Annotated in this window: 20 protein-coding genes; 13 read left to right on the top strand and 7 right to left on the bottom strand. The window is 39.0% G+C overall.

The window, feature by feature from the left end:
• Positions 1-2: 2 nt before the first annotated feature.
• Both GGR22_RS15465 and GGR22_RS15460 read right to left on the bottom strand, forming a co-directional pair.
• Positions 3-623, bottom strand: coding sequence for a matrixin family metalloprotease (locus GGR22_RS15465; RefSeq protein WP_182494392.1), 621 nt, complete (start codon positions 621-623; stop codon positions 3-5).
• Entirely contained in the window at positions 624-2,369 is a 1,746-nt protein-coding gene (locus GGR22_RS15460) for a DUF885 domain-containing protein (protein WP_182494391.1), read from the bottom strand.
• 763 nt (positions 2,370-3,132) lie between these two features.
• On the opposite strand from GGR22_RS15460, the gene GGR22_RS15455 reads away from it, so the two are divergent.
• A complete protein-coding gene (locus GGR22_RS15455; protein WP_182494390.1) occupies positions 3,133-3,528 on the top strand; it encodes a hypothetical protein in 396 nt (131 codons plus the stop codon).
• A 406-nt stretch (positions 3,529-3,934) separates the two neighbouring features.
• On the opposite strand, the gene GGR22_RS15450 is transcribed toward GGR22_RS15455, so the two are convergent.
• Positions 3,935-8,281, bottom strand: a complete 4,347-nt coding sequence (locus tag GGR22_RS15450; RefSeq protein WP_182494389.1) for a T9SS type A sorting domain-containing protein — start codon at positions 8,279-8,281, stop codon at positions 3,935-3,937.
• A 438-nt stretch (positions 8,282-8,719) separates the two neighbouring features.
• Between GGR22_RS15450 and GGR22_RS15445 the strand changes: the two genes are divergently transcribed.
• Positions 8,720-9,280, top strand: coding sequence for a DUF6642 family protein (locus GGR22_RS15445; protein ID WP_182494388.1), 561 nt, complete (start codon positions 8,720-8,722; stop codon positions 9,278-9,280).
• A 56-nt stretch (positions 9,281-9,336) separates the two neighbouring features.
• Here the strand turns inward: GGR22_RS15445 and GGR22_RS15440 are convergent, their stop codons facing one another.
• A complete protein-coding gene (locus tag GGR22_RS15440; RefSeq protein ID WP_182494387.1) occupies positions 9,337-10,779 on the bottom strand; it encodes a glycosyltransferase in 1,443 nt (480 codons plus the stop codon).
• 427 nt (positions 10,780-11,206) lie between these two features.
• On the bottom strand, positions 11,207-11,521 hold the full coding sequence (locus GGR22_RS15435; protein WP_182494386.1) for a hypothetical protein: 315 nt from the start codon (positions 11,519-11,521) through the stop codon (positions 11,207-11,209).
• Between the two features lie 230 nt (positions 11,522-11,751).
• On the opposite strand from GGR22_RS15435, the gene GGR22_RS15430 reads away from it, so the two are divergent.
• Positions 11,752-12,171, top strand: a complete 420-nt coding sequence (locus GGR22_RS15430) for a hypothetical protein (RefSeq protein ID WP_246336971.1) — start codon at positions 11,752-11,754, stop codon at positions 12,169-12,171.
• Between the two features lie 166 nt (positions 12,172-12,337).
• Here the strand turns inward: GGR22_RS15430 and GGR22_RS15425 are convergent, their stop codons facing one another.
• Positions 12,338-14,314: an alpha-ketoacid dehydrogenase subunit alpha/beta gene (locus GGR22_RS15425; RefSeq protein ID WP_182494385.1), complete on the bottom strand. Its 1,977-nt coding sequence runs from the start codon at positions 14,312-14,314 to the stop codon at positions 12,338-12,340.
• Positions 14,315-14,506: 192 nt separating this feature from the next.
• On the opposite strand from GGR22_RS15425, the gene GGR22_RS15420 reads away from it, so the two are divergent.
• From GGR22_RS15420 to GGR22_RS15385, 8 genes are all read left to right on the top strand, one after another.
• The gene (locus GGR22_RS15420; protein ID WP_182494384.1) at positions 14,507-15,457 is read left to right on the top strand and encodes an isopenicillin N synthase family dioxygenase; all 951 of its coding nucleotides are present in this window, start codon (positions 14,507-14,509) and stop codon (positions 15,455-15,457) included.
• Between the two features lie 183 nt (positions 15,458-15,640).
• Positions 15,641-15,973 carry a translation initiation factor gene (locus GGR22_RS15415; RefSeq protein ID WP_121377102.1) on the top strand — a complete coding sequence of 111 codons (333 nt, stop codon included), beginning with the start codon at positions 15,641-15,643 and terminating at the stop codon, positions 15,971-15,973.
• A 66-nt stretch (positions 15,974-16,039) separates the two neighbouring features.
• The gene (locus GGR22_RS15410; RefSeq protein WP_121377103.1) at positions 16,040-16,912 is read left to right on the top strand and encodes a nucleoside phosphorylase; all 873 of its coding nucleotides are present in this window, start codon (positions 16,040-16,042) and stop codon (positions 16,910-16,912) included.
• Between the two features lie 2 nt (positions 16,913-16,914).
• On the top strand, positions 16,915-17,358 hold the full coding sequence (locus GGR22_RS15405) for a DinB family protein (protein ID WP_182494383.1): 444 nt from the start codon (positions 16,915-16,917) through the stop codon (positions 17,356-17,358).
• An 8-nt stretch (positions 17,359-17,366) separates the two neighbouring features.
• Entirely contained in the window at positions 17,367-18,215 is an 849-nt protein-coding gene (locus tag GGR22_RS15400; RefSeq protein WP_182494382.1) for a substrate-binding domain-containing protein, read from the top strand.
• A gap of 24 nt (positions 18,216-18,239) precedes the next feature.
• Entirely contained in the window at positions 18,240-19,175 is a 936-nt protein-coding gene (locus tag GGR22_RS15395; protein WP_182494381.1) for a transglutaminase, read from the top strand.
• A 108-nt stretch (positions 19,176-19,283) separates the two neighbouring features.
• Entirely contained in the window at positions 19,284-19,856 is a 573-nt protein-coding gene (locus tag GGR22_RS15390; protein ID WP_182494380.1) for a DUF3575 domain-containing protein, read from the top strand.
• Positions 19,857-19,867: 11 nt separating this feature from the next.
• Positions 19,868-20,440 (top strand): hypothetical protein, encoded by a 573-nt coding sequence (locus GGR22_RS15385; RefSeq protein WP_182494379.1) that lies wholly within the window; start codon positions 19,868-19,870, stop codon positions 20,438-20,440.
• A gap of 3 nt (positions 20,441-20,443) precedes the next feature.
• Here the strand turns inward: GGR22_RS15385 and GGR22_RS15380 are convergent, their stop codons facing one another.
• A complete protein-coding gene (locus GGR22_RS15380; protein WP_182494378.1) occupies positions 20,444-21,109 on the bottom strand; it encodes a uracil-DNA glycosylase in 666 nt (221 codons plus the stop codon).
• A 149-nt stretch (positions 21,110-21,258) separates the two neighbouring features.
• On the opposite strand from GGR22_RS15380, the gene GGR22_RS15375 reads away from it, so the two are divergent.
• Both GGR22_RS15375 and GGR22_RS15370 read left to right on the top strand, forming a co-directional pair.
• A complete protein-coding gene (locus GGR22_RS15375) occupies positions 21,259-23,430 on the top strand; it encodes an endonuclease MutS2 (RefSeq protein ID WP_182494377.1) in 2,172 nt (723 codons plus the stop codon).
• A gap of 5 nt (positions 23,431-23,435) precedes the next feature.
• A complete protein-coding gene (locus tag GGR22_RS15370; protein WP_182494376.1) occupies positions 23,436-23,849 on the top strand; it encodes a thiol-disulfide oxidoreductase DCC family protein in 414 nt (137 codons plus the stop codon).
• Positions 23,850-23,900 lie beyond the last annotated feature (51 nt).

Here is a 23,900-nt window from a genome sequence, read left to right as displayed (position 1 = left end):
TCTTATATTTTTTCTTTGCACTCCTTGCAGAGTGAAAGAGTTTCGTTATCAATCGTAGCAATACTTTCGACTGCGTCAGTCATCACGCATTTTTTGTTTTTGCAGTGTGGCAGGCCCAAGTTGTGTCCAAATTCATGTACAGCAACTTTTTCAAGCCGTTCAAATTGCTTTTTGGGATTTGCATGACGTAGTCTGAAAGTAGAAACGACACAACTTTTGCCCTGACAAAACCCAAGTCCCATAACACCCCAATCCGAATAGCGTGAGGCAGGTTGTAATATCTTGCCATCGTTGTCTCTTTTAGTAGTCGAGACATCTTTAGTTGTCAGTCCAATAATAAAGTCTAATGAATCCGGAAGGTTTCGTTGCTGTATCCTGATAATACTGTCGGCTCTATACCTCGGAGACTTTACGTTTATAAAGGCTTGTGCATACAATTTCTTTTCAGGAAGGACAACTGTTTCTATTCCATAAAAGCTATCGATTATTTTGGCAATACGGCGTGCTTTTTCTTTAGAAAAACCTTCATAAGGCAAAATGCCCACAACCATTTTTTCGGTCACAGGCATTTGCTTTTGGCATGAGCATAAAAGAAGCAGCAATGAGGCTAGTAAATATCTCATCTACATTTTTTCTTTTAGCATCAATTCTTTGATATATTTAACAGGAGCGCTGCCATAGCTAAGGAATTTCTCATGGAAATGCTTCAAGTTAAAGCTCTTGCCCTGCTCCTTTTTAAGCTGTTCTCTAAAGTCATAGATTTCAGTATAGCCTGTAAAATACGAGCAAAGCTGTACTTGCGAAAGGGTTACGCGTTTCCATTTGCCTTCTGCTTCTGCATCTTGCTGGAAAGCTTCTTTGGTCAGCAGATGGATTCCTTCTTCTTTAGACATATTTCGGGTATGCACGCTGTTGTCCAAAATAGTATTACAAATTGTTCTCAGATTCCATTTATAATACATCAGCCACATTTCGTCTGAATTCTTGTAACCGCTCTCTAGCATCATTCTTTCGGTATAGACTGCCCAGCCTTCAATCATTGCACCATTGCCCAGGATGGCCTTGATAATACTCGGCGATTGGTTGCTGTAGACCAGCTGCGTATAATGTCCAGGAATCGCTTCATGGATGTTCAATATCTGTAGGATATAGTCGTTGTATTCTCTCAGGTAGCTTTCGGCATCTTCTGCCGACCAGCCTGAAAGGCTTCCGACGTTATAATAGGTATTTCCATTTTTATCATAAGGACCAGGTGCCGAAATTGAAGCACCCGCCACGCCCGCCATATAATCTGGTTCTTTACGAACGACTAAAGGCTTGGACGGATCGATATAAATTAGGTCTTTTGTTTTTACATAAGAGATCAGTTCTGGAATTTGCATTTCGATCTGCGACTGAAACTTCTCAGGCGTCGTATGCTGTAGTGAAATCTTGTCGATTACTTGCTTGATTATATCCAGCTTATCTGTCGGTTTTGGCGCATTGCCTAAGTATTTGCCCCATAATTTATCTGCCAGTGCAAACATCTTGTCGTGCAGTTCTTTTTTCTGACTGATGGCTTTTTGGTAAATTTGTTCGGCATTATAGCCCGACTGGATATCAAAATCAAATTTCTTGGCATACAGTTCTTTTCCGAGTCGGAAAGAGCGCGGTGTCTTATTATCCAACTTCTGAAGCCAGTCGGCATAGTCACGGATGGCTGTTACGGCTGTAGTCGCTTTTTCAAGAATAGCATCCTTCTCTTCCTTGCCTAGCTTGCTTTTGTCTACGGCTGCCTTAAGGCCTGTTTCAAAAACAGAAATACCGCCTAAGTTTTGCGCTATTGCCAGCTGCGTATGTTCTACCGTAGGATTCTTGATATTTTTTTTCGCCGCGGCATAATAGGCAGGAATATTGTCCATCTTAAGGCTGATGTCTTTCAAGCGTGCTTCGAGCGAATCGTAATTGCCATTTAGCATTTCAGCAAAAGAACTACTCACGTTATAGGAAGAAGGATCCCATTCGTCTGATTTTACTTCCTTAATATTAAAGACTACGTTTTCTAAAAGATTCTTGATCATATAGAAATCGGTCTTATTGTTGTCTGACAGGTTTTCGAGCGAATATTTTTTTAGCGAGTCCAATTGCGAATTGGAAAACTCCAGCTGTTTTTTCTCATAGGCCTCATCAGGAATCACCAAAACGCTATCGTATTTATGATAACCTTGGCTTGAAGCCCAACCAGGATTAAGCTTCCATAGCTCATCGACAAAATGTTCTTTGTAGTTTTCAAAGTGAATATCTGCAAACTCATCGGCCTCTACTTTGGCGGTCTTGTTGCAGGAATAAAGCGAACCTAAAACAACTAACGAAAGTAATGTTCTTTTCATATAAGGAATAAATTAAAGCCTAAAGATAGGAAAATGTTTATGAGGTTGAAATTATTTTGAGGTTTTATAGAAATCTAAAAGGAGTAATTTCGTTAGATAAATTTAATGAATATATTCGCACCAAAATTGGAAATATTCCAAATCATTAATCAAGTTATTGCTAGGCTTATCCTATTCCATCGCTTAAAAAATAGCTGGAAGATGAGCTTGCAGAATAAGCATGCAAATGAAGGGCAGTGGCTTGTTTTTAGTATATTTGATTTGTGGCATTTGCCGGAAGTCAACACTAACAAATAGCCATTCCTTATTTTGACAGTATGAAAGAAAAACAACATTATAAATACACTACCCTATCCTTTGTCTTGATAAACATCTGGACATTGTATGTTTTTTTTGATTATTTTGTTACAAGACATAAAATATTTAGCGAAACGGGATTATTCATTTTCTTCGTTAAAAGTCTTTTTTTTTGCATAGTTCTTGGAGTGACCCTGATTCTTTTGAGACTTTTCTATTTTAAGAAAAAGCGAAAAGACAAATTGAGAGCCAACTTCTTTTATATTTTTGCAGGTGTATTTAATTTGTATGTTTTTATCATTTGGCTTATTTGTCTTTTCTTAAAATTACTTCCAGCTGATACGCCTTTAGCATTTTATATGCTTGGGAATCTCACGATAGCGCTATTTATTGGTTTTGATATTTACTATAAAAATAAGTATAGCGTCATAAACGGCAATCACACATCTATTTAACCAACAGCAACATGTCTATCACAGAATTCGAAGAATATAGAAAAATGGTTATAGGCAGGGTCCTGACAAACTTATTTTTCACGAAACAAGACGGCCCCTATGATTATATGCCCGGAATATCGCCTGCTTATTATTTTTGGACTGTTATGGAACTGGACAATAGCACAAAACTCCGCTTCGGGAATGACTATATAGTGGAATGGGATGGTAAAGAAGAATTGATTGTCTTAACAAATTATAATTGGGAACTACCCGAGGATATCATTTTTAAAAACCAAAAAATAACAGACTTAATAAAAGATGATTACGACCAATTAATCTTCCATTTAGAAAACGGAATAACAATAATTCATACTATCGGCTATGGTGATGCATTGTTTATTGAGAACCAAACTAATATGCAATAACATCCAAAGCTATAAATTAAGCATACATATCAAAAAAATTGCCTATTATCTTAATCTTAATTTTTTTACGCTTTCATTACATAAAATCTTATAATATCATTTATTCTACTACTGTCTTCTTGCACTTTTCTTCTAGGTGAGTCCATAGTGAGTCCATAATGACTCCATAGTGACTCTATAAAAAACATTATTCTTATAGACTCACTATAGACTTACTATAGAGTCAGTATAGAGTCATATGCAATGCAACAAAAAGAAAAGCCAAATAAGAATTAGACATTCTAGGAAGATTATCAATAAAATCATGTCTTACGAACATAAAAAATCCCAAGAGAACTAATTCTCTTGGGATTTTAATTTTTAGGTTCAGGGTTTATCTAGCTTTCCCTGCTCCTATTGGTATTACTTAGTTTTTAACCAATTTGAAAGTCGCAGTACTTGCACCATTCTCTAGTTTTGCCGTGTAATAACCCGCTGACAGATGTGAAAGATCAATTACGTTATTCTCTTTCGGAGTCAGGGCTGCAGTGAATACTTTTGCACCCAATAGGTTGTACACATTAATTGAAGAATAAGGTGCGCTTTCTTGGCTCAAATCGATATTGAACAAATCGCTACTTGGATTTGGATATACCTTTATGTTGCTGAAAGTTGGATTGGTATCGATTTCAGGCTCGCTTACATATACTACGCCTGTACCTCTTGACTGCAATCCTGCATCGCCAGAAATTCTGGTAACAAATCCTGCAGATAATCCGTTAAATGTCTTGAACCTTCCGCCTACGATTACCTTACCGTCTGGTTGTAGTTTTAACGCTCTGATATGATTATAACAGAACGGGCAGCTAGAAGAACCTGGCAGGTCTGTTGTTCCAGAGCCGATACTGAATGTAGTATCCCATGTTCCGTTGGTGTTTAGGCGTATCATCTTTTTCACGGCACTTCCGTTAAACGTAGTAAACTCACCGCCAATAATGATCTTGTTGGTAACCGGTTCCATGATTACGGTATTGATCCCTCTGTCTACACCTGTAGTAGTATTAAAAGTCGGGTCAATCTGTCCGTTAGACAATAAACGCACGATACATTTTGTATTGGTACCGTTGTATTTAGTGAAGCCACCCACAACTACGATTTTGCCGTCTGGCTGCACAGTTGCTCTTGTCAATGGACTGTATATAGAAACGTCTAGATCTTGGTAATTTATCGTACCAGCAGTATCTCCTGCCAAGAATCCAGCATCCAATGTACCATTAGCATTCAATCGAACGATATTTTTTGCTGTAGCGCCTGCAACCGGAGGAGAGAATACACCTAGTAAAATGATTTTTCCATCAGACTGTACAGTTATCGAATGAACAACCGATCTGAAATAAGTATTCAATTCTGTAGGATTAAAGGTAGCATCAACTGTACCGTTAGACAGAAGCCTAGCAATTCCTAGTTTTTGTACGCCATTATAATAATAGAAGTCACCTCCTACCAAAATTTTTCCGTCTGTCTGAATAGCCGCTGCATGACCGATATTGTTAGAAAGACTTGGATGTCTTGCCGTGCCTACACCACCTACGTTAAAGCTGGTATCTACACCTCCATCAGGTAATAGTCTTGCTACACATGAAGTACCTCCAAATATAGGATTGGCTGCGACAACAATAACTTTATTGTCAGATTGTATCGCCATTCCTCTTGCTTCTTGATTTCCTGTATAGGTAAAAGCAGGGTCTAAAGTAAGATCGGTATTCAATCGGGCCATATTAATTTTCGACACGTTGTTGTAGGTCGTAAAGTATCCTGAAATGATAATCTTGCCTGTAGACTGCAATCCAATATTATTAACCGAATTGTTAGCTCTTATGCCTGGCAATGTGCTCGTACCGTTTACCACGATAACAACAGTTGCCGTATCTGTTGCATTACAGTTTCCTGTGCCACTTAATGAATATGTCAAAGTATATGTACCTGATGGAGTATTAGCAGGAACATTAATCACTCCAGTCCCGTCAATACTAGCTCCAGTAATAGAAATCGGATTTACCAAAGCAAAAGAAACATTTGATAAAGATGCCGGAGTAGACAATACACCATTATAGTTATCATTTGAATAGACGCTAGGAGTAAGTCCACCTGTGATGCCATTTACTGGTATGCTTGAAAAGTTGTCATTTACAGCGTCTACAGGAATCGTGTTCGTAGATGTTGTAGTTACGTTGATTGTGTCATACAATGTCGTAGGACAGCCGCTCGAATTGGTATACGTATACGCAATAGTGAAAGTGCCTACGCCTGTTACCGAAGGATTGAAAGAATAAATACCACCCGCTACTGATACGCCAGGACCAGAGAAAACTCCGTCTGTATCTACGTCAGACAGATAGATGCTCAAGTCATTCAGCCTTTGTGTGCTGCAAACGGCAGTTGGAAGTTCAAATGTTGCACCGTTAGTAGGAATCAACACTACATTGTCTAGATAGTATCCTCTAAAGTGTTGCTGATAATCATCAGGACCTTGGTTATTGTTATTATAAGTACAACTTGTGTTATTTACTGCAGCAGTATTGGTTACAAGTCCTGCATTGTTTAGCAATCCTAAATATAAGTATTGTTCGCCTCCTGTAGTTGTAGTGAAGGTAAAGGTAATCGTATCCCAACCACCACTATTTCTTATTATAGAAGGGGAAGTCAGCAGATTAGCCGGATTCGGAATGCTTACATCCATATTAGAATTTATAGGCAACACAGCAGTATTGGACAAATAAGCCTGCAAATAGCCTGCATAGCCGCTCATTCCATCACATAGAGACACATCAAAGCTTAGCTGATAAGTAGTGTTGGCCGACAAAGGTGCTTTTAACATTGTATACAAATGCTCCTTGCCTCCGTGACGGCTAGTTCGTATTTGAGCATAACCGTTACCGATATTATTGTTTGCTGCTTGAAATCCAAATATGTTACAAGGAACACCAACCCAAGACGCAAAAGTAGTCGAGCCTGGCAATACAAGCCCATTAAAGTAAGATGGAGAATATTGCGCATTGGCATTTGGATAGCTCCACCCACAAGCTCTTATTATTTGGCTAATTTGAGTAGGCAATGTAGAATATTGCTCAAAATCACCATTCATTACCATATTGCAGGCAGTAGGTGTCGGACTGCATCCACCAGGATTTGGCGGCGGTATGATATAAACATATAAATAGGTAATATTACCTCGCTGTGTGCCATTTATCGGAACATAACGCAACAAATGCAAACCAGGAACTGCCGTCGTAAAGTTGACTGTCGTACCCGAAGTACCTGCTGTTGCAGAAAGTGTTGCTGCTCCAGTAATGTCTTGAAGACATTCAAATCCTGTAGCATTTACGTCGTTGGACAAAAGTATGTTTCCTGATATAGCCACATTTGTACTAGTACCACCAGTTGTAGTGATTGCGCCTGTAAAAGTATAGGAGCCGTTTGCACTTACACCGTCATTCAAACCTGCAACGATAACACCACCGCAAACTGTGCCTCCATAATTGAAGAAACCGCCGCTTGTAGTGCTCGAGCCATAAGTAGTCTTTACGCTATAGCCCATATCACATAAAGTTCTTCTCTCTTCTGCTTTTAGGTATCTTTTTGTAACACCTTTTGCAATGCTATTGCTCACTACAAAATACGTATCATTGCCATTAGGACTGGCACATGAAGGATATAACATGTCTTCAAAATGGCTCAAGCTACTTCCTAATTCAAAGCAAGTTGGCGTATAAACTGGCACAGTAGACGATCCTACGTATCTTATAGCATTGTTGCAAACCGTAGTGTTAAGCGAGCCTGTACCCAAATTGTCTGGCAATGTACAACCCGGACGCAATACTGTTGGCGATACGGCAGAGTTGAAATTTACGTTATACATAGAGCAACCTCCAATTGTCAACAAAGGCACATTGGCATTTGTTCTTAAAAAGGTATCGTATCTACTGTAATAGCCCGCTCCTGTTATAGAAGCTCCATTCTGATTGATAAAGCTGCCAAAGCCTAAAGCATGCGTTACTTCGTGAAGCACTACAGTATACAAATCATACAAGTTGCTAGGCGCATTGGTTGTTAGGTCAGTATGCCATTGGATATTGGCATCGGCAAAATTAAAAGCAATCTCCCCATGATACAGATTGACTGAACTGCCTAAATTGGTATAAGAATCTTGGCCAAGGTGTATTGTCTTCCATATCTCGCCATCCAAGATGCCTCCTGTAGTGATGCTGTTATTGCTAGGCGCAATATAGTAAGAAGACGCAGAGCCTAAAACTCCTGCCGGAGCAGAGCCAGAAGCAATATCTTTCACCCAGATGTTTACTTTTTTTCCGCTAGCCGTAAGCGGCGAATTGATAAAATTGGAAAGGTCTTCAAAAACTTTGCAGACCACTGCCCTACGGGCATTGTGAACTGGATCCGCTGTGTTTTCCATTCCACAGCCGTCTTCAAAGTATAAATTAAAGTAGGAAGTCGAAGAGCAGGTAATCTGTTGCGCTCTTTGCAACATCCTTCTTCCTGGAGTAATGATCATAATGTCCGAAAGAGAATACTCTTTACCATATCGGTCGTATACTTTTTCAAGTACGCCCTCTGGTGACAGTTTTGGATCAAATAATACAGGTTTCGGCTCAAACTCAATAGGAATGGTTCCCCGTTGAGAATAACCTGTAAAAAAGCTCATCAGCATCAAAAATGCTAATAAAAGCTGTTTTGTCATGTGTTTGTTTTTTTTCATACGATTGGATTTAGGGTAGCTAAGTTAACGAAAATTAACATTTATTAATATTTTTTTAATAAGAAAAAGAATACTTTTAAAAACCCTTTATTTACGTGGCTTCGCACATTATTTTCTTATAATTTTGACTTTCAATTTGCGATAATTTAATTTTTTTAGCGTCAAAAAAATCTCAACACAAAGTACAAATAGATTTTATTTTTTAGATAAATAGCTTACTGTGTTATCCTTATACTAGTTTTATATACAATCGGTATTGATTAGTTTTTTGGAGAGTTTTAGTATCGCAATGCGCGAATCCTATTTTAGTTTTCCTATATAAATAGGCTGCTGACAGGTACGGAAAGTCATTCGGAACATACTTGTAAAAACACGACATTAGTTTCTGATTCAAATAAAATCCTACCTTTGCCCTACTCCTTCAAAAACATAATTTCTATGGATTATGACAAATTTATCTTCTGCCTTGAAGCTGTTCCCGATATCGAAACAGAAACTACGACCGAGGCTTTTAAAAGCCTAGAAAAACTTGCATTACAGACAGGTATTGACAGCATTTACAAAACCTGCGATACAATTGAAGGACTGGAAGAAAGCTTAAATGTTTTGCTTTATGAAGACCATAATTTCAAGAATTATGAAATCATCTACCTGATCATGCCTGGTGAAGGAAATACGATCTGCCTGAACAATTATTATTACAGCCTCGAAGAGATAGCCGAAATCTTTGAAGGAAGAATGAAGGGCAAGATTCTGCATTTTGCTAATGCAAAGCCTTTGGATTTAAGTGAAGAAGAAGCGCAATATTTCTTAGATATTACGGGAGCTAAAGCCGTTTCGGGCTATGGAATCACATCCCGCAAGGCAACTAGCAGCCAGCTCGATAATGTTTTCTTCAGTCTGTGCCAAGATGAAGAAGATGTAGTCGAAATTGTAGAAACACTACATGAAAAATATTATGCAGCCTGCAAGGTGCTGGATTTTAGGCTGTATTATTAAATAGCAACAGCCGCTTTTACAAGCAGCTGTTTGAAATCTTTTATCTGTTTTTGAAATTAACGCGTCAACCAACCTCTCCTGCCCGCCGTAGCTATTGCATAAGGCATAATCCAGAATAATCCGAAAGTATATAAGAGACTGTATGAATAGGCCCATAATGATTCTGAAAAATTATGACGCTTTGCATAGAAAAACACAGGGAAACTCGATAAGATCAGGATGCCCAAAAGCGTTGAGCTGAAAAACAGTACGGGGTGTATCAGTATAAAATACAACATGAATAACAGGAATGGATAGGCCATAGCAATAGTCAAGAACTGGTTGAGAAATAACAGCCTCGCTCCTACTTTAGAACCTTTTCTAAAATTCGTGAAGACAAATTTCGACATCATCAGGTTTTCTCGTACGTTGCTTCTGCCCCATCGGATAAACATTTTTGACAAGCCACGGTATTTTTCTGGCACGTTTGTAAGCACGTAAGCATTTCTTTGGAACAGCACATGATGTCCTTGTTTTAAGATCATATTGGTCATGGCACGGTCTTCACCTATGTCTGAAGCTTGTCCCATAAATGTCTGATTGATCCATTCTTCAAGGCAGGCAAATACGGCCGTGCTGCGGTAAGCCGCCAACGCACCTGGCGTGCAAAGTACAGAGCCGACTCTGCTTTCTGCCGAACGTATAAATTCAAAGCTCATCACAAAGCTCACGTTGAGCATTTTCGGGAGCATCGCTTTCTCATTGTTCAATACCTGAACATTTCCGGCCACCGCACCGCAGTTTTCATCCACTACAAACGGGCTGACCAAATTTCTAAGAGTATCGGTCTTTACGATAGAATCGCTATCAATCGTTACAAAAATTTCTCCTGTGCCCATATTAAACCCGCGGTAAAGCGCATGTCGCTTTCCTTTGTTTTCTGGCTGCTGATAAATTGACAATCGGTCGCCCAATCTTTTTTTGGCTTCCTGCATCCAATACCAAGTATCATCCTTGCTTCCATCATCGATTGCTAACAACTGTAGTTTTTCTTGTGGATAATCGCTTTCAGCTATGCTCAGTAGCGTATCCCATACCAGCTTGCCTTCGTTATACGCCGGAACGATTACGGTGCACGTCGGCAGTTCTTCATCGGTTACAGACTTGATCGGCTTGTAGCGAAAATAAAGGTAAATATTATAGAGCATAAAGCCCGCCTTGAACAGCAGCAATACGCTGGCAAGAACCAAGAAAGGAAAGCCTATGACCGAATTTAGACGTTCGATATTGAATTCGTAAAATTCGGGCTGCAATTCATACGCCAGATAAGCTCCTGCCATCAGTAACAGGAAAGTACCTGCTAGTACCATCAAGTTTGCCTTTCTGGGATACCTCAAAAAAAGCATTTTTTCTAGGATCAGGCTGTTGATTTTAAAAATAAAGCTGGTCAATCCTTGTTCGTCGGCATGGATATCATTTTGGGGGTAAAATTTTGTAGAAGTAATTGTTTCACTTTTCATGCTATACTACTTAAATTAATAATGGGTTTGGTGGTGTGTCGTACGAAGGCCTTTTTCTTTCTAATTTTCTGTTGAGGAAAACCGTAATGAAATGTAAGTAAGCACGTACAGCAACACGATTAGCAAGCCTCGTGCCATTTGGCTTATCCTCATAATCAGGGGCTTTAGAGCACTTGTCGTTTCCACAAAATGTAGATTTTTTTAATAGAGAACAACACAATTCCCCAATGCAATTGTGGATTTTTGGTATGGTTTAGATTGAAAAACAACTGCCCCAAACCTTTAATAACTATACTTTTTATAAGCATTATTCTTTAGCAAAAAGCCTAGTTTTTTTAAGTATAAAAAAGCCACTCAAAAGAGTGGCCAGGGAAAATAGTCAGGAAATTTTTGAATAGGCTGCTTGTAAAAAAGTGGTAGTGTTCAGTTAATTTTTACAGGGATATTGCAGCTTTATGTCTTGGATGATCAGTTCGGCGTTAGGTTTGTTTCCGGCAGGAATAAAAAAATAAGAATAGATGATGCCGTCTCCCAGGTCGGTTTTCATAAACTCCATCATGTCTCTATGATAGGCAATGTAGACCAGGCTGTAGCGCTTGGGTAAAAACAAGGAGCAGGCGATGCATACCAAGTCGGTTACGGGTAATATTTCTAATCTGCTCGGCCTGAATTCCCAAGCTTCATACGTTTTGCTCAGCCCTTCTACTTTGCTTTTGGGATGCAGGAACTTACAAAAGTTCATGATTTTTCAATATATGAGAAACGATCATCTTTTACTTTTTCAACAGCTAAAAGTATTATTTTTATTAAAATTCATGATGCCCCGGTGAGTAGAATTATTACTACATGTTTAAACAAACAGATTCGATTCAATTTTTCTTCTTTTCATTACAAAATACTTACCGCTTCTTTCACTTTCGACTGTAGTATTGTAACGGCTTCTAAATTTGCGGGCTTTTAAAAACCTACATCATGAAAAAAATTACGCTTTCTTTATTCCTCGTTATCCTTTTTGCCACCCAAATTGCAATGGCGCAAACGATCGAACCAGCCCATCCAGTTCCTCAAGAATCTAAAGTGACATTTGGCTTTTTTGAAGGAACTGTTGCCGCAGGCTATGTCGATAAAGGCGGTTTCTTGAATTTTACGGGTCCAAACGTCAGCTTCACCTCTGGGAAATCAAAACTATTGCTAGGCATGCTTCCTTCGCTGCGCTTCAAGGAAGACAAATCGCAAGTAAAAAATTCTTTTGTCATGCCTACGCTCGGAATAGGACTTACGTACAGCTATAAAAAACTAGCTCTACAGATACCTCTGTATTATAATGCCAAGACAACTACGGCAGATGGAAAATGGAATGTCGGTATCGGAGTCGGAATAAAATTGAAATAAGTAAAAAAAGAAAAAGACATGGACAATTAGTTTGCGTGGTTCATGTCATGGAACACCAAGCCAATCATGTGCGGGCAGATTCAGATGATCCGAAACGTTTTCCTGAAAAATAGACGACAAAAAAAGGTGTAGATTTCGCTACACCTTGTTTATTTATATCTAAAATCTAGTATGCCATCAGCTCTTTCAAAACATCTTCAAATCGGCTCTTTGCCAAGAATTGGTCTTCGAGCGCTTTTGTAAACGGAATCGGCGAATCAAGGCTCGCTACACGTTTTACAGGACCGTCAAGATATTCGAAGCAATGCTCCATAATCATGGCAGAAATGTCGCTGGCAACGCCGCCAAACATTGTATCTTCTTGCAATATGATTGCTTTTCCTGTCTTTTTTACAGAAGCAAAAATAGCTTCGGTATCGAGAGGCTGCAACGTTCTTAAATCTAATAAGTCTGCGGATATTTCCGTATTTTTTGCTAAGGTTTCTAAAGCCCAATGCACGGCAGCTCCAAAGGCAATGATGGTTATGTCTTTTCCTTCTTTCAACAAAGACGCTTTTCCAAGCGGCAGTGTATAATAATCTTTAGGAACGTCTTGGTATACGCTTCTGTACAATTGCTTGTGCTCAAAAAACAATACCGGATTCGGATCGTTGATCGACGTATTTAAAAGTCCTTTAGCATCATACGGGAAGGCTGGATAAACTACTTTCAAGCCAGGTGTTTTAGTAAACCAAGCTTCATTGGTCTGCGAGTGGAAAGGCCCGGCTTGGGTTCCGCCACCGCAAGGCATTCGCACTACGACATCGGCATTTTCGAGCCAACGGTAGTGTGATTTTGCCAAAAGATTTACTATTGGATTGAAGCCTGTCGATACGAAATCGGCAAATTGCATCTCTACGATAGCCTTATGCCCGTTGATTGAAAGTCCCATTCCTGCAGAAACTACAGCACTTTCGCAGATTGGCGTATTGATGACCCTTTCTTTTCCGAACTGCGCCACAAATCCGTCGGTAATTTTAAAAGCACCGCCATATTCCGCAATATCCTGTCCCATGATCACTAGGTTTGCATGGCGTTCCATTGACTGCTTCAAACTGGTTGAAATAGCGTCGATCAGACGGATATTTACTTTTTTATCCGAAGGAGTAACTTCTTCAAAATCATAAGGTTTGTACACATCATTTAATTCTCCTTCATAAGTAGCTTCAATTTCTGGCTCGGCCTGAACCATTGCCCAATTCTGGTCAATTTCTTTTTTGATTTCGGCACGAATTTCTTCGTCAAGTTCAGAAGTAAGCACATCTGTTTCTGAAAGGTATTTTCTGTAATTATCTACCGGATCTTTGATTGCCCATAAATCCATTAATTCCTGAGGTACATATTTCGTACCGCTAGCTTCTTCATGTCCGCGCATTCGGAACGTCTTGAACTCTAATAGCACAGGTCTTGGCTTTTCGATCATTGAAGCTTTAAGCTCTGAAAGCTTAGTAAAAACTTCCAGAACATTATTTCCATCGATAATATGCGACTCCATACCATAGCCGATTCCTTTATCAGCCAGGTTTTCGCAACGGTACTGCTCGTTCGTAGGTGTCGATAGTCCGTAACCGTTATTTTCGATTACAAACATTACTGGCAATTCCCAAACCGACGCAATATTCAATGCTTCGTGAAAATCGCCTTCACTGGTCGCGCCTTCGCCTGTGAAAACTGCTGTTACCCTTCCATTTTTCTTTAATTTATTAGCCAAGGCGATTCCGTCGGCAACTCCCAATTGAGGGCCTAAGTGCGAAATCATTCCTATAATCTTATATTCTTGTGTCCCGAAGTGGAACGAACGGTCGCGTCCTTTTGTAAAACCATTAGCTTTTCCTTGCCATTGCGAAAACAAGCGATACAATGGGATATTTCTTCCTGTAAAAACGCCAAGATTTCTGTGCATCGGAAGAATGTATTCGTCTTTGTCTAAAACGGCAGTAACGCCGCAAGCGATTGCCTCCTGCCCGATTCCGGAAAACCACTTGGAAACTTTTCCTTGGCGGATCAAGATGAGCATTTTTTCCTCAATCAATCGGGGCTTTAAAATTCTTTTATATAAGTCTAACAGTTGGTCGTTGGTCAGGTTTTTTCTGTCGAAATTCATAATAGTTACGAAAAGGTTTGCGTGTTTTTTTAAGTTGTCCAAAAGTATAAAAAAATAACAGCATAAACTCGTAATGTTACAGAATTTTCAATTGTTGATAACTTTTGAAATTAAATTCTCAAAATAATCTATACATTTGTGATAACAAGGCTTGACGCCTAGCAAAGTTATTAACATATATTTTTAAAGAGTATGCAAAATATTCCTAGTGTTGACTTGCGTGATTTCCTTTCGGATGACCCGAAACGTAAACAAAAATTTGTAAATGAAATCGGAAAAGCTTTTGAAGACATTGGCTTCGTGGCTTTAAAAGGTCATTTTTTAGATGACCAATTGGTAGATGAATTGTATGGCGAAATCAGAAATTTCTTCGCCCTGCCATTAGAAACCAAATATAGTTATGAAATTCCAGGAATTGGAGGACAGCGTGGTTATGTTTCCTTTGGAAAAGAACATGCTAAGGGAAGAAAAGAAGGTGACTTGAAAGAATTCTGGCACTTCGGACAGTATGTAGACAAAGATTCTAAATGGGCTAACGAATATCCAGACAATGTTGAAGTAAAAGAACTTCCTCGTTTTAATGTTGTTGGAAAAGAAGCTTACCAAATGCTTGAAAAAACAGGTATTTATGTACTAAGAGCTTTAGCCCTACATTTAGGATTGGATGAGTTCTATTTTGATAAATATGCCGAAGAAGGCAACTCCATCTTAAGACCTATCCATTACCCTCCGATCACACAAGAGCCTGAAAACGCGATTCGTGCTGCAGCTCATGGTGATATCAACCTGATTACCCTTCTTATGGGCGCTCAAGGACGTGGCCTTCAAGTTCAGAACCACAATGGCGAATGGATTGATGCTATTGCAGAACCAGAAGAATTGGTGATTAACGTAGGCGATATGCTTTCAAGACATACGAATAATAAGCTGAAATCTACAATCCACCAAGTGGTCAACCCACCAAGAGAATTATGGGGAACTTCGAGATATTCGATTCCGTTTTTCATGCACCCAGTAAGCGACATGCGTTTGGATTGCTTGGAAAACTGTATTGATGACCAAAATCCAAAACTATACGAAGACATTTCGGCTGGAGAATTCCTTCATGAACGTCTGGTTGATTTGGGATTAATCAAAAAATAAGTTTTACATTTATACTTTAATTAGAAAGACATTGAGTTTTGCTTGATGTCTTTTTGATTTTTTAGAATATGAATTTAGACATGGAACACCTGTTTTGATGAGTCGTATTCTACGAAAATTACCAAAAATAAAATCTGCGAATATCAGTGCGATCCGCACGTATCCGCGTCCAATTAAATGCATATGGACTTACAAGACCAATTAAAAAAACTATTCCCAGACCACGAACCGTCTGAAGAAATTGAAGAAACTGCCGCAGAACCCAAAGAACTCTGGGTACAGAACGAACCGATGATTTGCAAATTTGAAAAGCGAAAAGGAAAACCTACTACCATAATCGAAGGTTATACCGGCGCGGACGAGGATTTCAAAATCTTAGCCAAAGAACTGAAAACCCGATTAAGTGTAGGCGGCACTTTTAAAGACGATTCCATTATCATTCAAGGCGATTATCGCGACAAGATCATGGCCATCCTTAAAGAAAAAGGCTTTAAGGTAAAACGTGTTGGCGGATAAGATAACCTCCATTTACAAACAAAAAACTTAGTAACTCAGCAACTTTGCCTTAGCAACTTATAAAAAATGATACAATCCTCAGAATTAATATTAAACCCTGACGGCAGCGTCTACCACCTGAATCTAAAACCAGAACATATTGCCAACGATATCATCTTTGTAGGCGACCAAAACCGTGTCGAGAAAATAACGCAGTTTTTCGACAAGATCGAATTTTCTACACAAAAAAGAGAGTTTAAGACGCAGACCGGTATCTTCAAAGGAAAAAGAATCACCGTAATGTCAACAGGAATTGGTCCTGACAATATCGATATCGTAGTAAACGAGCTCGATGCTTTGGTCAATATCGACTTAGAAACCCGTCAGCCGAAAGAAGAACTGACATCGCTGAACATCATACGCATCGGAACTTCAGGGTCATTGCATAAAGATATTCCTGTAGACAGCTTTGTTATGTCTAAATTCGGACTGGGCTTAGACAATATGCTTCGCTCCTACCTAATCGACAGGATTTCGGAAGATGCTATAGAAGAAGCCTTTATTCACCATACAAATTGGGACATCCGAAAAGGAAAACCTTATGTGATACGATGCAGCGAAACACTGGAAAAACTGATTGAAAGCGATAAAATCTTTAAAGGAATTACCGCAACTGCCGGAGGATTTTATGGCCCTCAAGGACGCGTACTGCGTTTGGAAATCCAAGATCCTCAGCTAAACGGCAAGATGGATAATTTCAATTTCAACGATAACAGGATTACCAATCTTGAAATGGAAACAGCAGCCATCTACGGATTATCTGCCCTGCTCGGCCATAATGCTTTGTCATTAAACGCTATCATAGCCAACCGTGCAAGCGGTACTTTTAGCGAAGATCCTTATAAAGCTGTAGACGAACTGATTGCTTATACTTTAGACAAAATAGCACAAGGCTCCTGATAATGCAAGATGTAATTCGTAAATTCGAGAAATTGCTGGACCAAAATCTTGACTATATCAAGAAGGCAGACAAAGCAGTTTTAGAATTCCAAACAGAAAATAAATGGTCTAAAAAAGAAATTTTGGGACATTTAGTTGATTCCGCCATCCATAATCTGGTACGATTTACGGAAATACATTATGTTGTAAAGCCTTATGCTTACAGAACTTACAATCAGAACGACTTGGTTAAAATCAATCGTTATCAAGAAATCGATATTGAGGAATTAGTACAGTTATGGCTTTCGATCAACAAGCAGATTTTAAGAGTTTTTAAGTCTGCAAGTGAGGAAACACTGCAGTATGAAATCGAGCTCAACGACAAGTCAATCGTTAACCTAAGGTTCTTGATGACCGATTATGTTGACCACCTAGAACACCATATCAACCAAATAAAAAGCAACTAGTTAAAAAGATGAAAACACTAAAAATAGCAGGAGTACCCGAGCATTTCAATCTGCCTTGGCACCTTTGTATCGAAAATGGAGAATTTGAATCGCAAGGTATTGATTTGCAATGGACTGATGTTCCGGAAGGAACCGGAAAGTTGTGCCAGATGCTCCGCAATGGCGAAACTGATATTGCCGTAATCTTGACAGAAGGAATTATAAAAGATATTGTAGCGGGTAATCCGAGTAAGATTGTGCAGGTATACGTACAGTCGCCTCTTATCTGGGGCATCCATGTAGACGCTGCTTCTGACTATAAAACACTTTCTGACCTAAAAGACACCAAAGCTGCCATCAGCAGGATTGGTTCCGGATCTCAGCTTATGGCCTATGTCAATGCCCATAATCAAGGATGGAAAACAGAAAGCCTGCAATTTGAAATTGTGAATACTATAGATGGCGCAGTTGAAGCATTATCAAACGGCACAGCTGACTATTTTATGTGGGAACGTTTCATGACCAAACCCTTGGTTGACAAGGGCACATTCCGCAGAATAGCCGACTGTCCTACTCCGTGGCCTTGTTTTGTAATTGCCGTTCGAAATGAAATACTAGAAAATGATCCAGGCAGTATAGAAACACTGTTGAATGTAATCAACCAAACGACCGAAGAATTCAAGGATATTCCAAGCATCGACAAAACTTTATCTTCTCGATACAATCAGAAAATCGAAGACATCCGAGAATGGCTTTCCTTGACAGAATGGTCGCAAAAGCCCTTGGATAATAAAACGTTAAACAATGTCCAAAATCAGCTGTTGGAACTTTCTCTTATTGATAAAAAAGGTACTTTTGCAGATATAGCAAAAATCTAATCGTAGATTGGCCTTTGGGTTGATATGGTAAAACAGAGTAACATAGACTTTCAAAAAATAAAGGAGAAGCTTCAGGTCAAAAAACCTTGGGACAGCGTCATTATTTTTGTGCTGAATATTTTGATTGCTATTCCTGTTTTTATTATCATCCACCAAAACATTATTGACCCGAACTGGTATTTCCACATCGATAGGATTTTGCTTTTTCTGCTCGTAGTAGTAGCTATTCAATTGGTGCTGAGATTGATGAAAACTATTATTATCCTTTGTATCGCCTTATACCTGATTGCCTTGATTTATGGTAGCTTGTTTGGTAACTATGGTTTCAACAGTGTTTTCGAAGACTATCGCTCTATGGTCTATAGTATGTCTGAAGACCCAAATCCGCAAGATATTATTATTTCAAAATTATTGCCATTTCCGAACAAGTCAAAAATTCTAAACGCTATCGAATATGACAATCCGAAAGTGCGAAACTTTGCATTGCTGGCCACTACTAAATATTTCAGGAATGTAAAAGGCTACAGTGAATACCGACGTCAAATCCAGAGTTTTGCGGTTTTCAAGGAAATACAGAGCCGCTGGAATTATGTAAGTGATCCGAAAGGAAAAGAATATATTGCCCGCGCGACAGAATCCTTGATTCACTTTTCAGGTGATTGTGATGACCATGCGATTCTTATGGCAGCCTGTGTTCGTGCTGTAGGCGGTACGCCAAGGCTGATTCACACTGGAGGACATATCTATCCCGAAGTCCTAATAGGAAACAAGACGGCAGACTTAGAGGCAATCAACTATTTAATCAAAGAAGTGCTTTTCAAGCAAGAAAGCAAGGGCAAGGAAATCCATTATCATATTGACGAACGCGGCCAGATTTGGCTCAACCTTGATTATACCGCAACCTATCCCGGCGGACCGTTTATGTCTGAAGAAATTCTCGGTGCTTTGACTTTGAATTAATCCATACCAATATATTTAAGGGAATTTGGTAAATTTATTTTATATACTGGCTGCTCAAAATCAGGCAATCTTTTTTCTATATTTACAGACAGTTTCAAAAACACGACTATGAAAAAATGGCTCTTCATTGCATTAATCGCCTTCCAGTTTTCAAATGCTCAGGACGGTTCCAATATCCTTGCTTCCAAACAAAACGAAGTCAAGTTTGATGTGCTGTCTGCTATCGCATTTTCTAAAATTCATATCAGCTATGAGCGCTTCTTGAATGAAGATTTTTCTGTCGGTATTAGCGGCGGATTCCAAGACAGCAAGAACGCGAAGGAAGATTTCGATAAAGGTTATGATCGTACGCTGCCGAAATACGAGATCAATCCTTTTGTAAGATATTCTTTGTCACAAAGCCAAAAAAGCTTCTATTTTGCCGAACTATTTGTTTCAGCAAACGGAGGAAAGTATAGAGAATTAAAGCGTTTTGTAGACGAAGCTGGTAACGGTTATTATGACACTTTTGAAGATAATTATACAGATGTAGCCATTGGCGGTGCTGTAGGATATAAGCTCTACATCCAAGAAAAGTTCGGACTTGAATTGTTTCTGGGAATGGGAAAAAATCTTTTCAATACCAACAAAAGTCCTGAAGTAGTACCGCGCGTCGGCTTAAACTTTGGCTACCGATTTTAATAAAAAATATTATGAAAAATATAAAGAACTTATTACTCGCAATTATCGGACTCACACTGTTTGCAGGCTGCGGCGATGATGACGAATTTTACAATTCCAAATACCTTTCTTTACCAAATCTGATAGCGATAGAACACCAAAACAGTTTTGCTGTCGGCGATGTGCTTTGGGTAAATACGAATTTCTCAAGATACCAACCAGAGCCCAACCAGACGACCCCGTTAGACCTTTTTAGGACGACTGGCGGTGCTTCTTTCAGTTTCGTGTATGGATTGGAGAAAAAGACAGGAACTGACACTTGGACGCAGCTTGATATCCAAAATATAATAGAAGATGAAGGGGATGCTGTAGTCAATTATTTTGTGATTGCTGAAAGTATTTACGATCCTGCTTCGCAAAATTATAAGTTTAGAGCCGGAATTCCGCTGACACAGGCTGGCGAGTATCGATTGGTTTTTGGATTTACAGAAGTATCGCAATTAGAACTGTCATCAAACAACAGCACGTCTGAAGACACTTTTCTGACGATACAGACAACAGCCAATAACGTATCGGGAGGCTATTATAATTTTACCGTACAATAGCGTCTACCACTCAATTTCCTTTTTGCCTAACGACTTCAAGTAATCATTTGCCTTGCTAAAATGCTTGTTGCCAAACCAAAGTCCTCTGTTAGCGCTTAAAGGCGAAGGATGTCCCGAGGTAAGGATCAAATGTTTAGAAGTGTCGATCAAAGTTCTCTTGTTTTGGGCAAAACCACCCCAGAGCAAAAAGATAACCTGCTCCTTTTCACTTGAAACTTTCTGAATCACGGCATCAGTAAAGGTTTCCCAGCCTTTCTTTTGATGGCTTCCTGCTTCTCCTTTTCGGACAGTCAATGTTGCGTTTAAAAGCAGTACGCCTTGATCAGCCCAGCGTTCCAGGTTGCCCGTTTTTGGCAAAGGCTTTCCTAAATCGCTTTCGATTTCCCTAAAAATGTTATACAAAGAAGGGGGAAAAGGAATTCCGTCGTTCACAGAAAAACAAAGACCATTGGCTTGGTTTGGACCATGATAAGGGTCTTGCCCGATAATTACGACTTTAACATCGTCAAAATGGCAATGATCAAAGGCAGCAAATATCTCACTTCCCTTAGGATAACAGGTATGATGGGCATACTCTGATTTCACGAAGTCAATAAGTTGATGGAAATAAGGCTTTTCAAATTCTCCAGCCAAAACGGCTTTCCAAGAAGGATGTATCTTTACTTGCATATAACGCGGGGTTTGGTTACAAATTTCGGAAAGTTTAGCAGAAAAAAAACTAAAAAATATAATTCATTTCACACAAAAGGCAAAAACTTTGTAAGTCCCGATGGCTTTGTTTTTTGTACTTTTGTATATAAAATTCGCTTAAAGATAAAATGACCAGCATAACAGACAAGACATTACAAGATTTAGAATTTAATACCGTCCTGCAAGCCATTTCAGAAATCTGCAATACAGATATCGGAAAGGAAAAAGCATTACAAATCACGCCTTTTCGAAACAAAAAGGACTTGATGGATGCCCTGCACCAGACCTCAGAATATGTTTCCTCATTCACAAATAATAATGCGATTCCGAACCACGGATTCGAAACCATCAGCAATGAAATAAAATTTCTTGCCATAGAAGACAGCTTTTTAGAGGTTGGCAGCTTTCGAAAGATTGCGGCCATTTCAGATACCGTAAACGTATTATTGCTTTTCCTCAAGAAATTCAGCGATTATTACCCTACACTAAGCGAAAAAGCCGCTACAATAGAATTTACTAAGTTCATCTCCCAAAAAATTGACGAGATTGTAGACAAATATGGTGAAATCAAAGATAACGCATCACCCGCCTTGGTGGATATCCGTAGAAACATGAACATGGTTCGCGGAAAGATAAACCAAAGCTTCGGTATGGCATTGAGCCAATATAACGGACTTGGTTATTTGGATGACATTAAGGAAAGTATCGTAGAAAATCGCAGAGTACTCGCTGTTTTAGCGATGTACAGGCGAAAAGTAAAAGGTACAATTCTTGGAAATTCAAAGACAGGAAGCATTACGTATATCGAACCAGAAGCCACGTTGAGATTTTCAAGAGAGCTGAACAATTTGGAATACGAAGAAAAAGAAGAAATCACAAGAATCTTAAAACAGCTGACGAATGATATCCGTCCGTTTTTAGAATTATTGAAGACCTACCAAGAATTCCTAAGCGATATTGACGTAGTAGCTGGAAAGGCCAAATACGCAAACAGAATCAACGGAATCTTGCCAAATATTACTGAAGAGAAACGACTTTATTTTAGAGAAGCCTTCCATCCTATCCTTTATCTGAACAATAAAAAGAAGAACGAAGTCACTTTTCCGCAGACCATCGAACTGACCAACGAAAGCAGAATAATTGTCATTTCGGGTCCGAATGCCGGAGGAAAAACAATTTCGCTAAAGACCGTCGGATTATTACAGTTGATGCTGCAAAGCGGAATGCTGATTCCTGTTCATGAACGAAGCGAAACGTTCTTGTTTGACCGAATCCTGACCGATATTGGAGACAACCAGTCTATTGAAAATCACTTGAGTACCTACAGCTACCGATTGAAGAACATGAACTATTTTCTCAAAAAGTGCAATGCGAAGACCTTGTTTCTTATTGATGAATTTGGTACCGGTTCTGATCCAGAATTAGGAGGTGCTTTGGCTGAAACGTTCTTGGAAGAATTCTATCACAGAGAAGCCTTTGGAATCATAACTACGCATTATTCCAACTTAAAGATTTTAGCCAACGAATTGCCTTACGCTTCCAATGCTAATATGCTGTTCGATGAAAAATCATTGGAGCCAATGTATAAGCTGATTCTCGGTCAAGCCGGAAGTTCTTTTACTTTTGAAGTAGCGCAAAAAAATGGCATTCCGTACGGATTAATAAATCGTGCCAAGAAAAAGATCGAGGGCGGAAAAGTACGTTTCGACAAGACAATTGCTACGCTCCAGAAAGAACGCTCTAAGCTAGAAAAAACGTCGCAAAATCTGAAAGAAGAAGAAACTAGGGCCCGTGAAGAAAGCAAGAAGATGGAAAACATCAATTCAAAAATCCAAGATAAGCTAGAACGCTATCAGGAATTATATGATGCCAACCAGCGCTTGATCTACATGGGACAAAAGCTAGATGATATTTCTGAAAAGTACTTCAACAATAAAAACAAAAAAGATCTTATCGGAGAATTTCTAAAGATGGTAGAAATTGAAAATTCGAAAAGAAAAAAGGTTACGGTGAAGGAAAAAAAGGCCAAGGAGATTATCCAAAAGCAAATCATTCAAGAAGTAGCCGTAAAAGTAGAAGAAATCCGAGAAGAGAAGAAAGAAAAGAAAATCAAAGCCATCAAGCAGGAAGCCAATAAACCTAAGCCTGTCTTAAAGCTGGGTGACCGCGTTAGAATGGTTGACGGAAAAGCGATAGGAACGATTGATAAGATTGAAAAAAACAAAGTTACGGTCAATTACGGCATATTTACCTCAAAAGTAGATTTAGAAACATTAGAATTAGTAGAAGCTAAGAAATAAAGGCTATGACAAACTTACCAAAAGACAAAAAGATAATTCTATTTGACGGAGTCTGCAATCTCTGCGATTCTTCCATACAGTTTATCATCAAGCACGACAAGAAAGACCTTTTCCGTTTCGTGGCGCTGCAGTCAGAAATAGGTATGGAAATAATTAAACATATTGGTGTGGATACTTCTAAAATAGATTCGATTCTGTTGTATGAGCCAGGCAAAGCCTATTATTATAAAGCTGAAGCTGCTTTAAAGATTGCAAAAGAACTAGGCGGAATTTATACAGCTATTAGTTGGTTTGGTATTCTTCCTAAGTTTCTGACCAATTCTGTGTATGATTATATCGCTAAAAACCGATATAAGTGGTATGGAAAAAAAGACGCCTGCATGATACCTACGCCAGAATTAAAAGCCAAGTTCTTATAATAAAAAAAGCCAAACTTTACAGTTTGGCTTTTTGATTTTATCTAAACAATA

The sequence above is a fragment of the Flavobacterium gossypii genome (assembly GCF_014138495.1).
GTDB lineage: Bacteria > Bacteroidota > Bacteroidia > Flavobacteriales > Flavobacteriaceae > Flavobacterium > Flavobacterium endophyticum.
Note: the sequence above shows the minus strand (reverse complement) of the source record. Positions and strands in the feature narration are given on the sequence as shown.

Excerpts from the sequence above, each read along its gene's own strand:
- GGR22_RS15465 (WP_182494392.1), bottom strand. The coding sequence starts at position 623 with ATGAGATATTTACTAGCCTCATTGCTGCTTCTTTTATGCTCATGCCAA.
- GGR22_RS15460 (WP_182494391.1), bottom strand. The coding sequence starts at position 2,369 with ATGAAAAGAACATTACTTTCGTTAGTTGTTTTAGGTTCGCTTTATTCC.
- GGR22_RS15455 (WP_182494390.1), top strand. The coding sequence starts at position 3,133 with ATGTCTATCACAGAATTCGAAGAATATAGAAAAATGGTTATAGGCAGG.
- GGR22_RS15450 (WP_182494389.1), bottom strand. The coding sequence starts at position 8,281 with ATGAAAAAAAACAAACACATGACAAAACAGCTTTTATTAGCATTTTTG.
- GGR22_RS15445 (WP_182494388.1), top strand. The coding sequence starts at position 8,720 with ATGGATTATGACAAATTTATCTTCTGCCTTGAAGCTGTTCCCGATATC.
- GGR22_RS15440 (WP_182494387.1), bottom strand. The coding sequence starts at position 10,779 with ATGAAAAGTGAAACAATTACTTCTACAAAATTTTACCCCCAAAATGAT.
- GGR22_RS15435 (WP_182494386.1), bottom strand. The coding sequence starts at position 11,521 with ATGAACTTTTGTAAGTTCCTGCATCCCAAAAGCAAAGTAGAAGGGCTG.
- GGR22_RS15430 (WP_246336971.1), top strand. The coding sequence starts at position 11,752 with ATGAAAAAAATTACGCTTTCTTTATTCCTCGTTATCCTTTTTGCCACC.
- GGR22_RS15425 (WP_182494385.1), bottom strand. The coding sequence starts at position 14,314 with ATGAATTTCGACAGAAAAAACCTGACCAACGACCAACTGTTAGACTTA.
- GGR22_RS15420 (WP_182494384.1), top strand. The coding sequence starts at position 14,507 with ATGCAAAATATTCCTAGTGTTGACTTGCGTGATTTCCTTTCGGATGAC.
- GGR22_RS15415 (WP_121377102.1), top strand. The coding sequence starts at position 15,641 with ATGGACTTACAAGACCAATTAAAAAAACTATTCCCAGACCACGAACCG.
- GGR22_RS15410 (WP_121377103.1), top strand. The coding sequence starts at position 16,040 with ATGATACAATCCTCAGAATTAATATTAAACCCTGACGGCAGCGTCTAC.
- GGR22_RS15405 (WP_182494383.1), top strand. The coding sequence starts at position 16,915 with ATGCAAGATGTAATTCGTAAATTCGAGAAATTGCTGGACCAAAATCTT.
- GGR22_RS15400 (WP_182494382.1), top strand. The coding sequence starts at position 17,367 with ATGAAAACACTAAAAATAGCAGGAGTACCCGAGCATTTCAATCTGCCT.
- GGR22_RS15395 (WP_182494381.1), top strand. The coding sequence starts at position 18,240 with ATGGTAAAACAGAGTAACATAGACTTTCAAAAAATAAAGGAGAAGCTT.
- GGR22_RS15390 (WP_182494380.1), top strand. The coding sequence starts at position 19,284 with ATGAAAAAATGGCTCTTCATTGCATTAATCGCCTTCCAGTTTTCAAAT.
- GGR22_RS15385 (WP_182494379.1), top strand. The coding sequence starts at position 19,868 with ATGAAAAATATAAAGAACTTATTACTCGCAATTATCGGACTCACACTG.
- GGR22_RS15380 (WP_182494378.1), bottom strand. The coding sequence starts at position 21,109 with ATGCAAGTAAAGATACATCCTTCTTGGAAAGCCGTTTTGGCTGGAGAA.
- GGR22_RS15375 (WP_182494377.1), top strand. The coding sequence starts at position 21,259 with ATGACCAGCATAACAGACAAGACATTACAAGATTTAGAATTTAATACC.
- GGR22_RS15370 (WP_182494376.1), top strand. The coding sequence starts at position 23,436 with ATGACAAACTTACCAAAAGACAAAAAGATAATTCTATTTGACGGAGTC.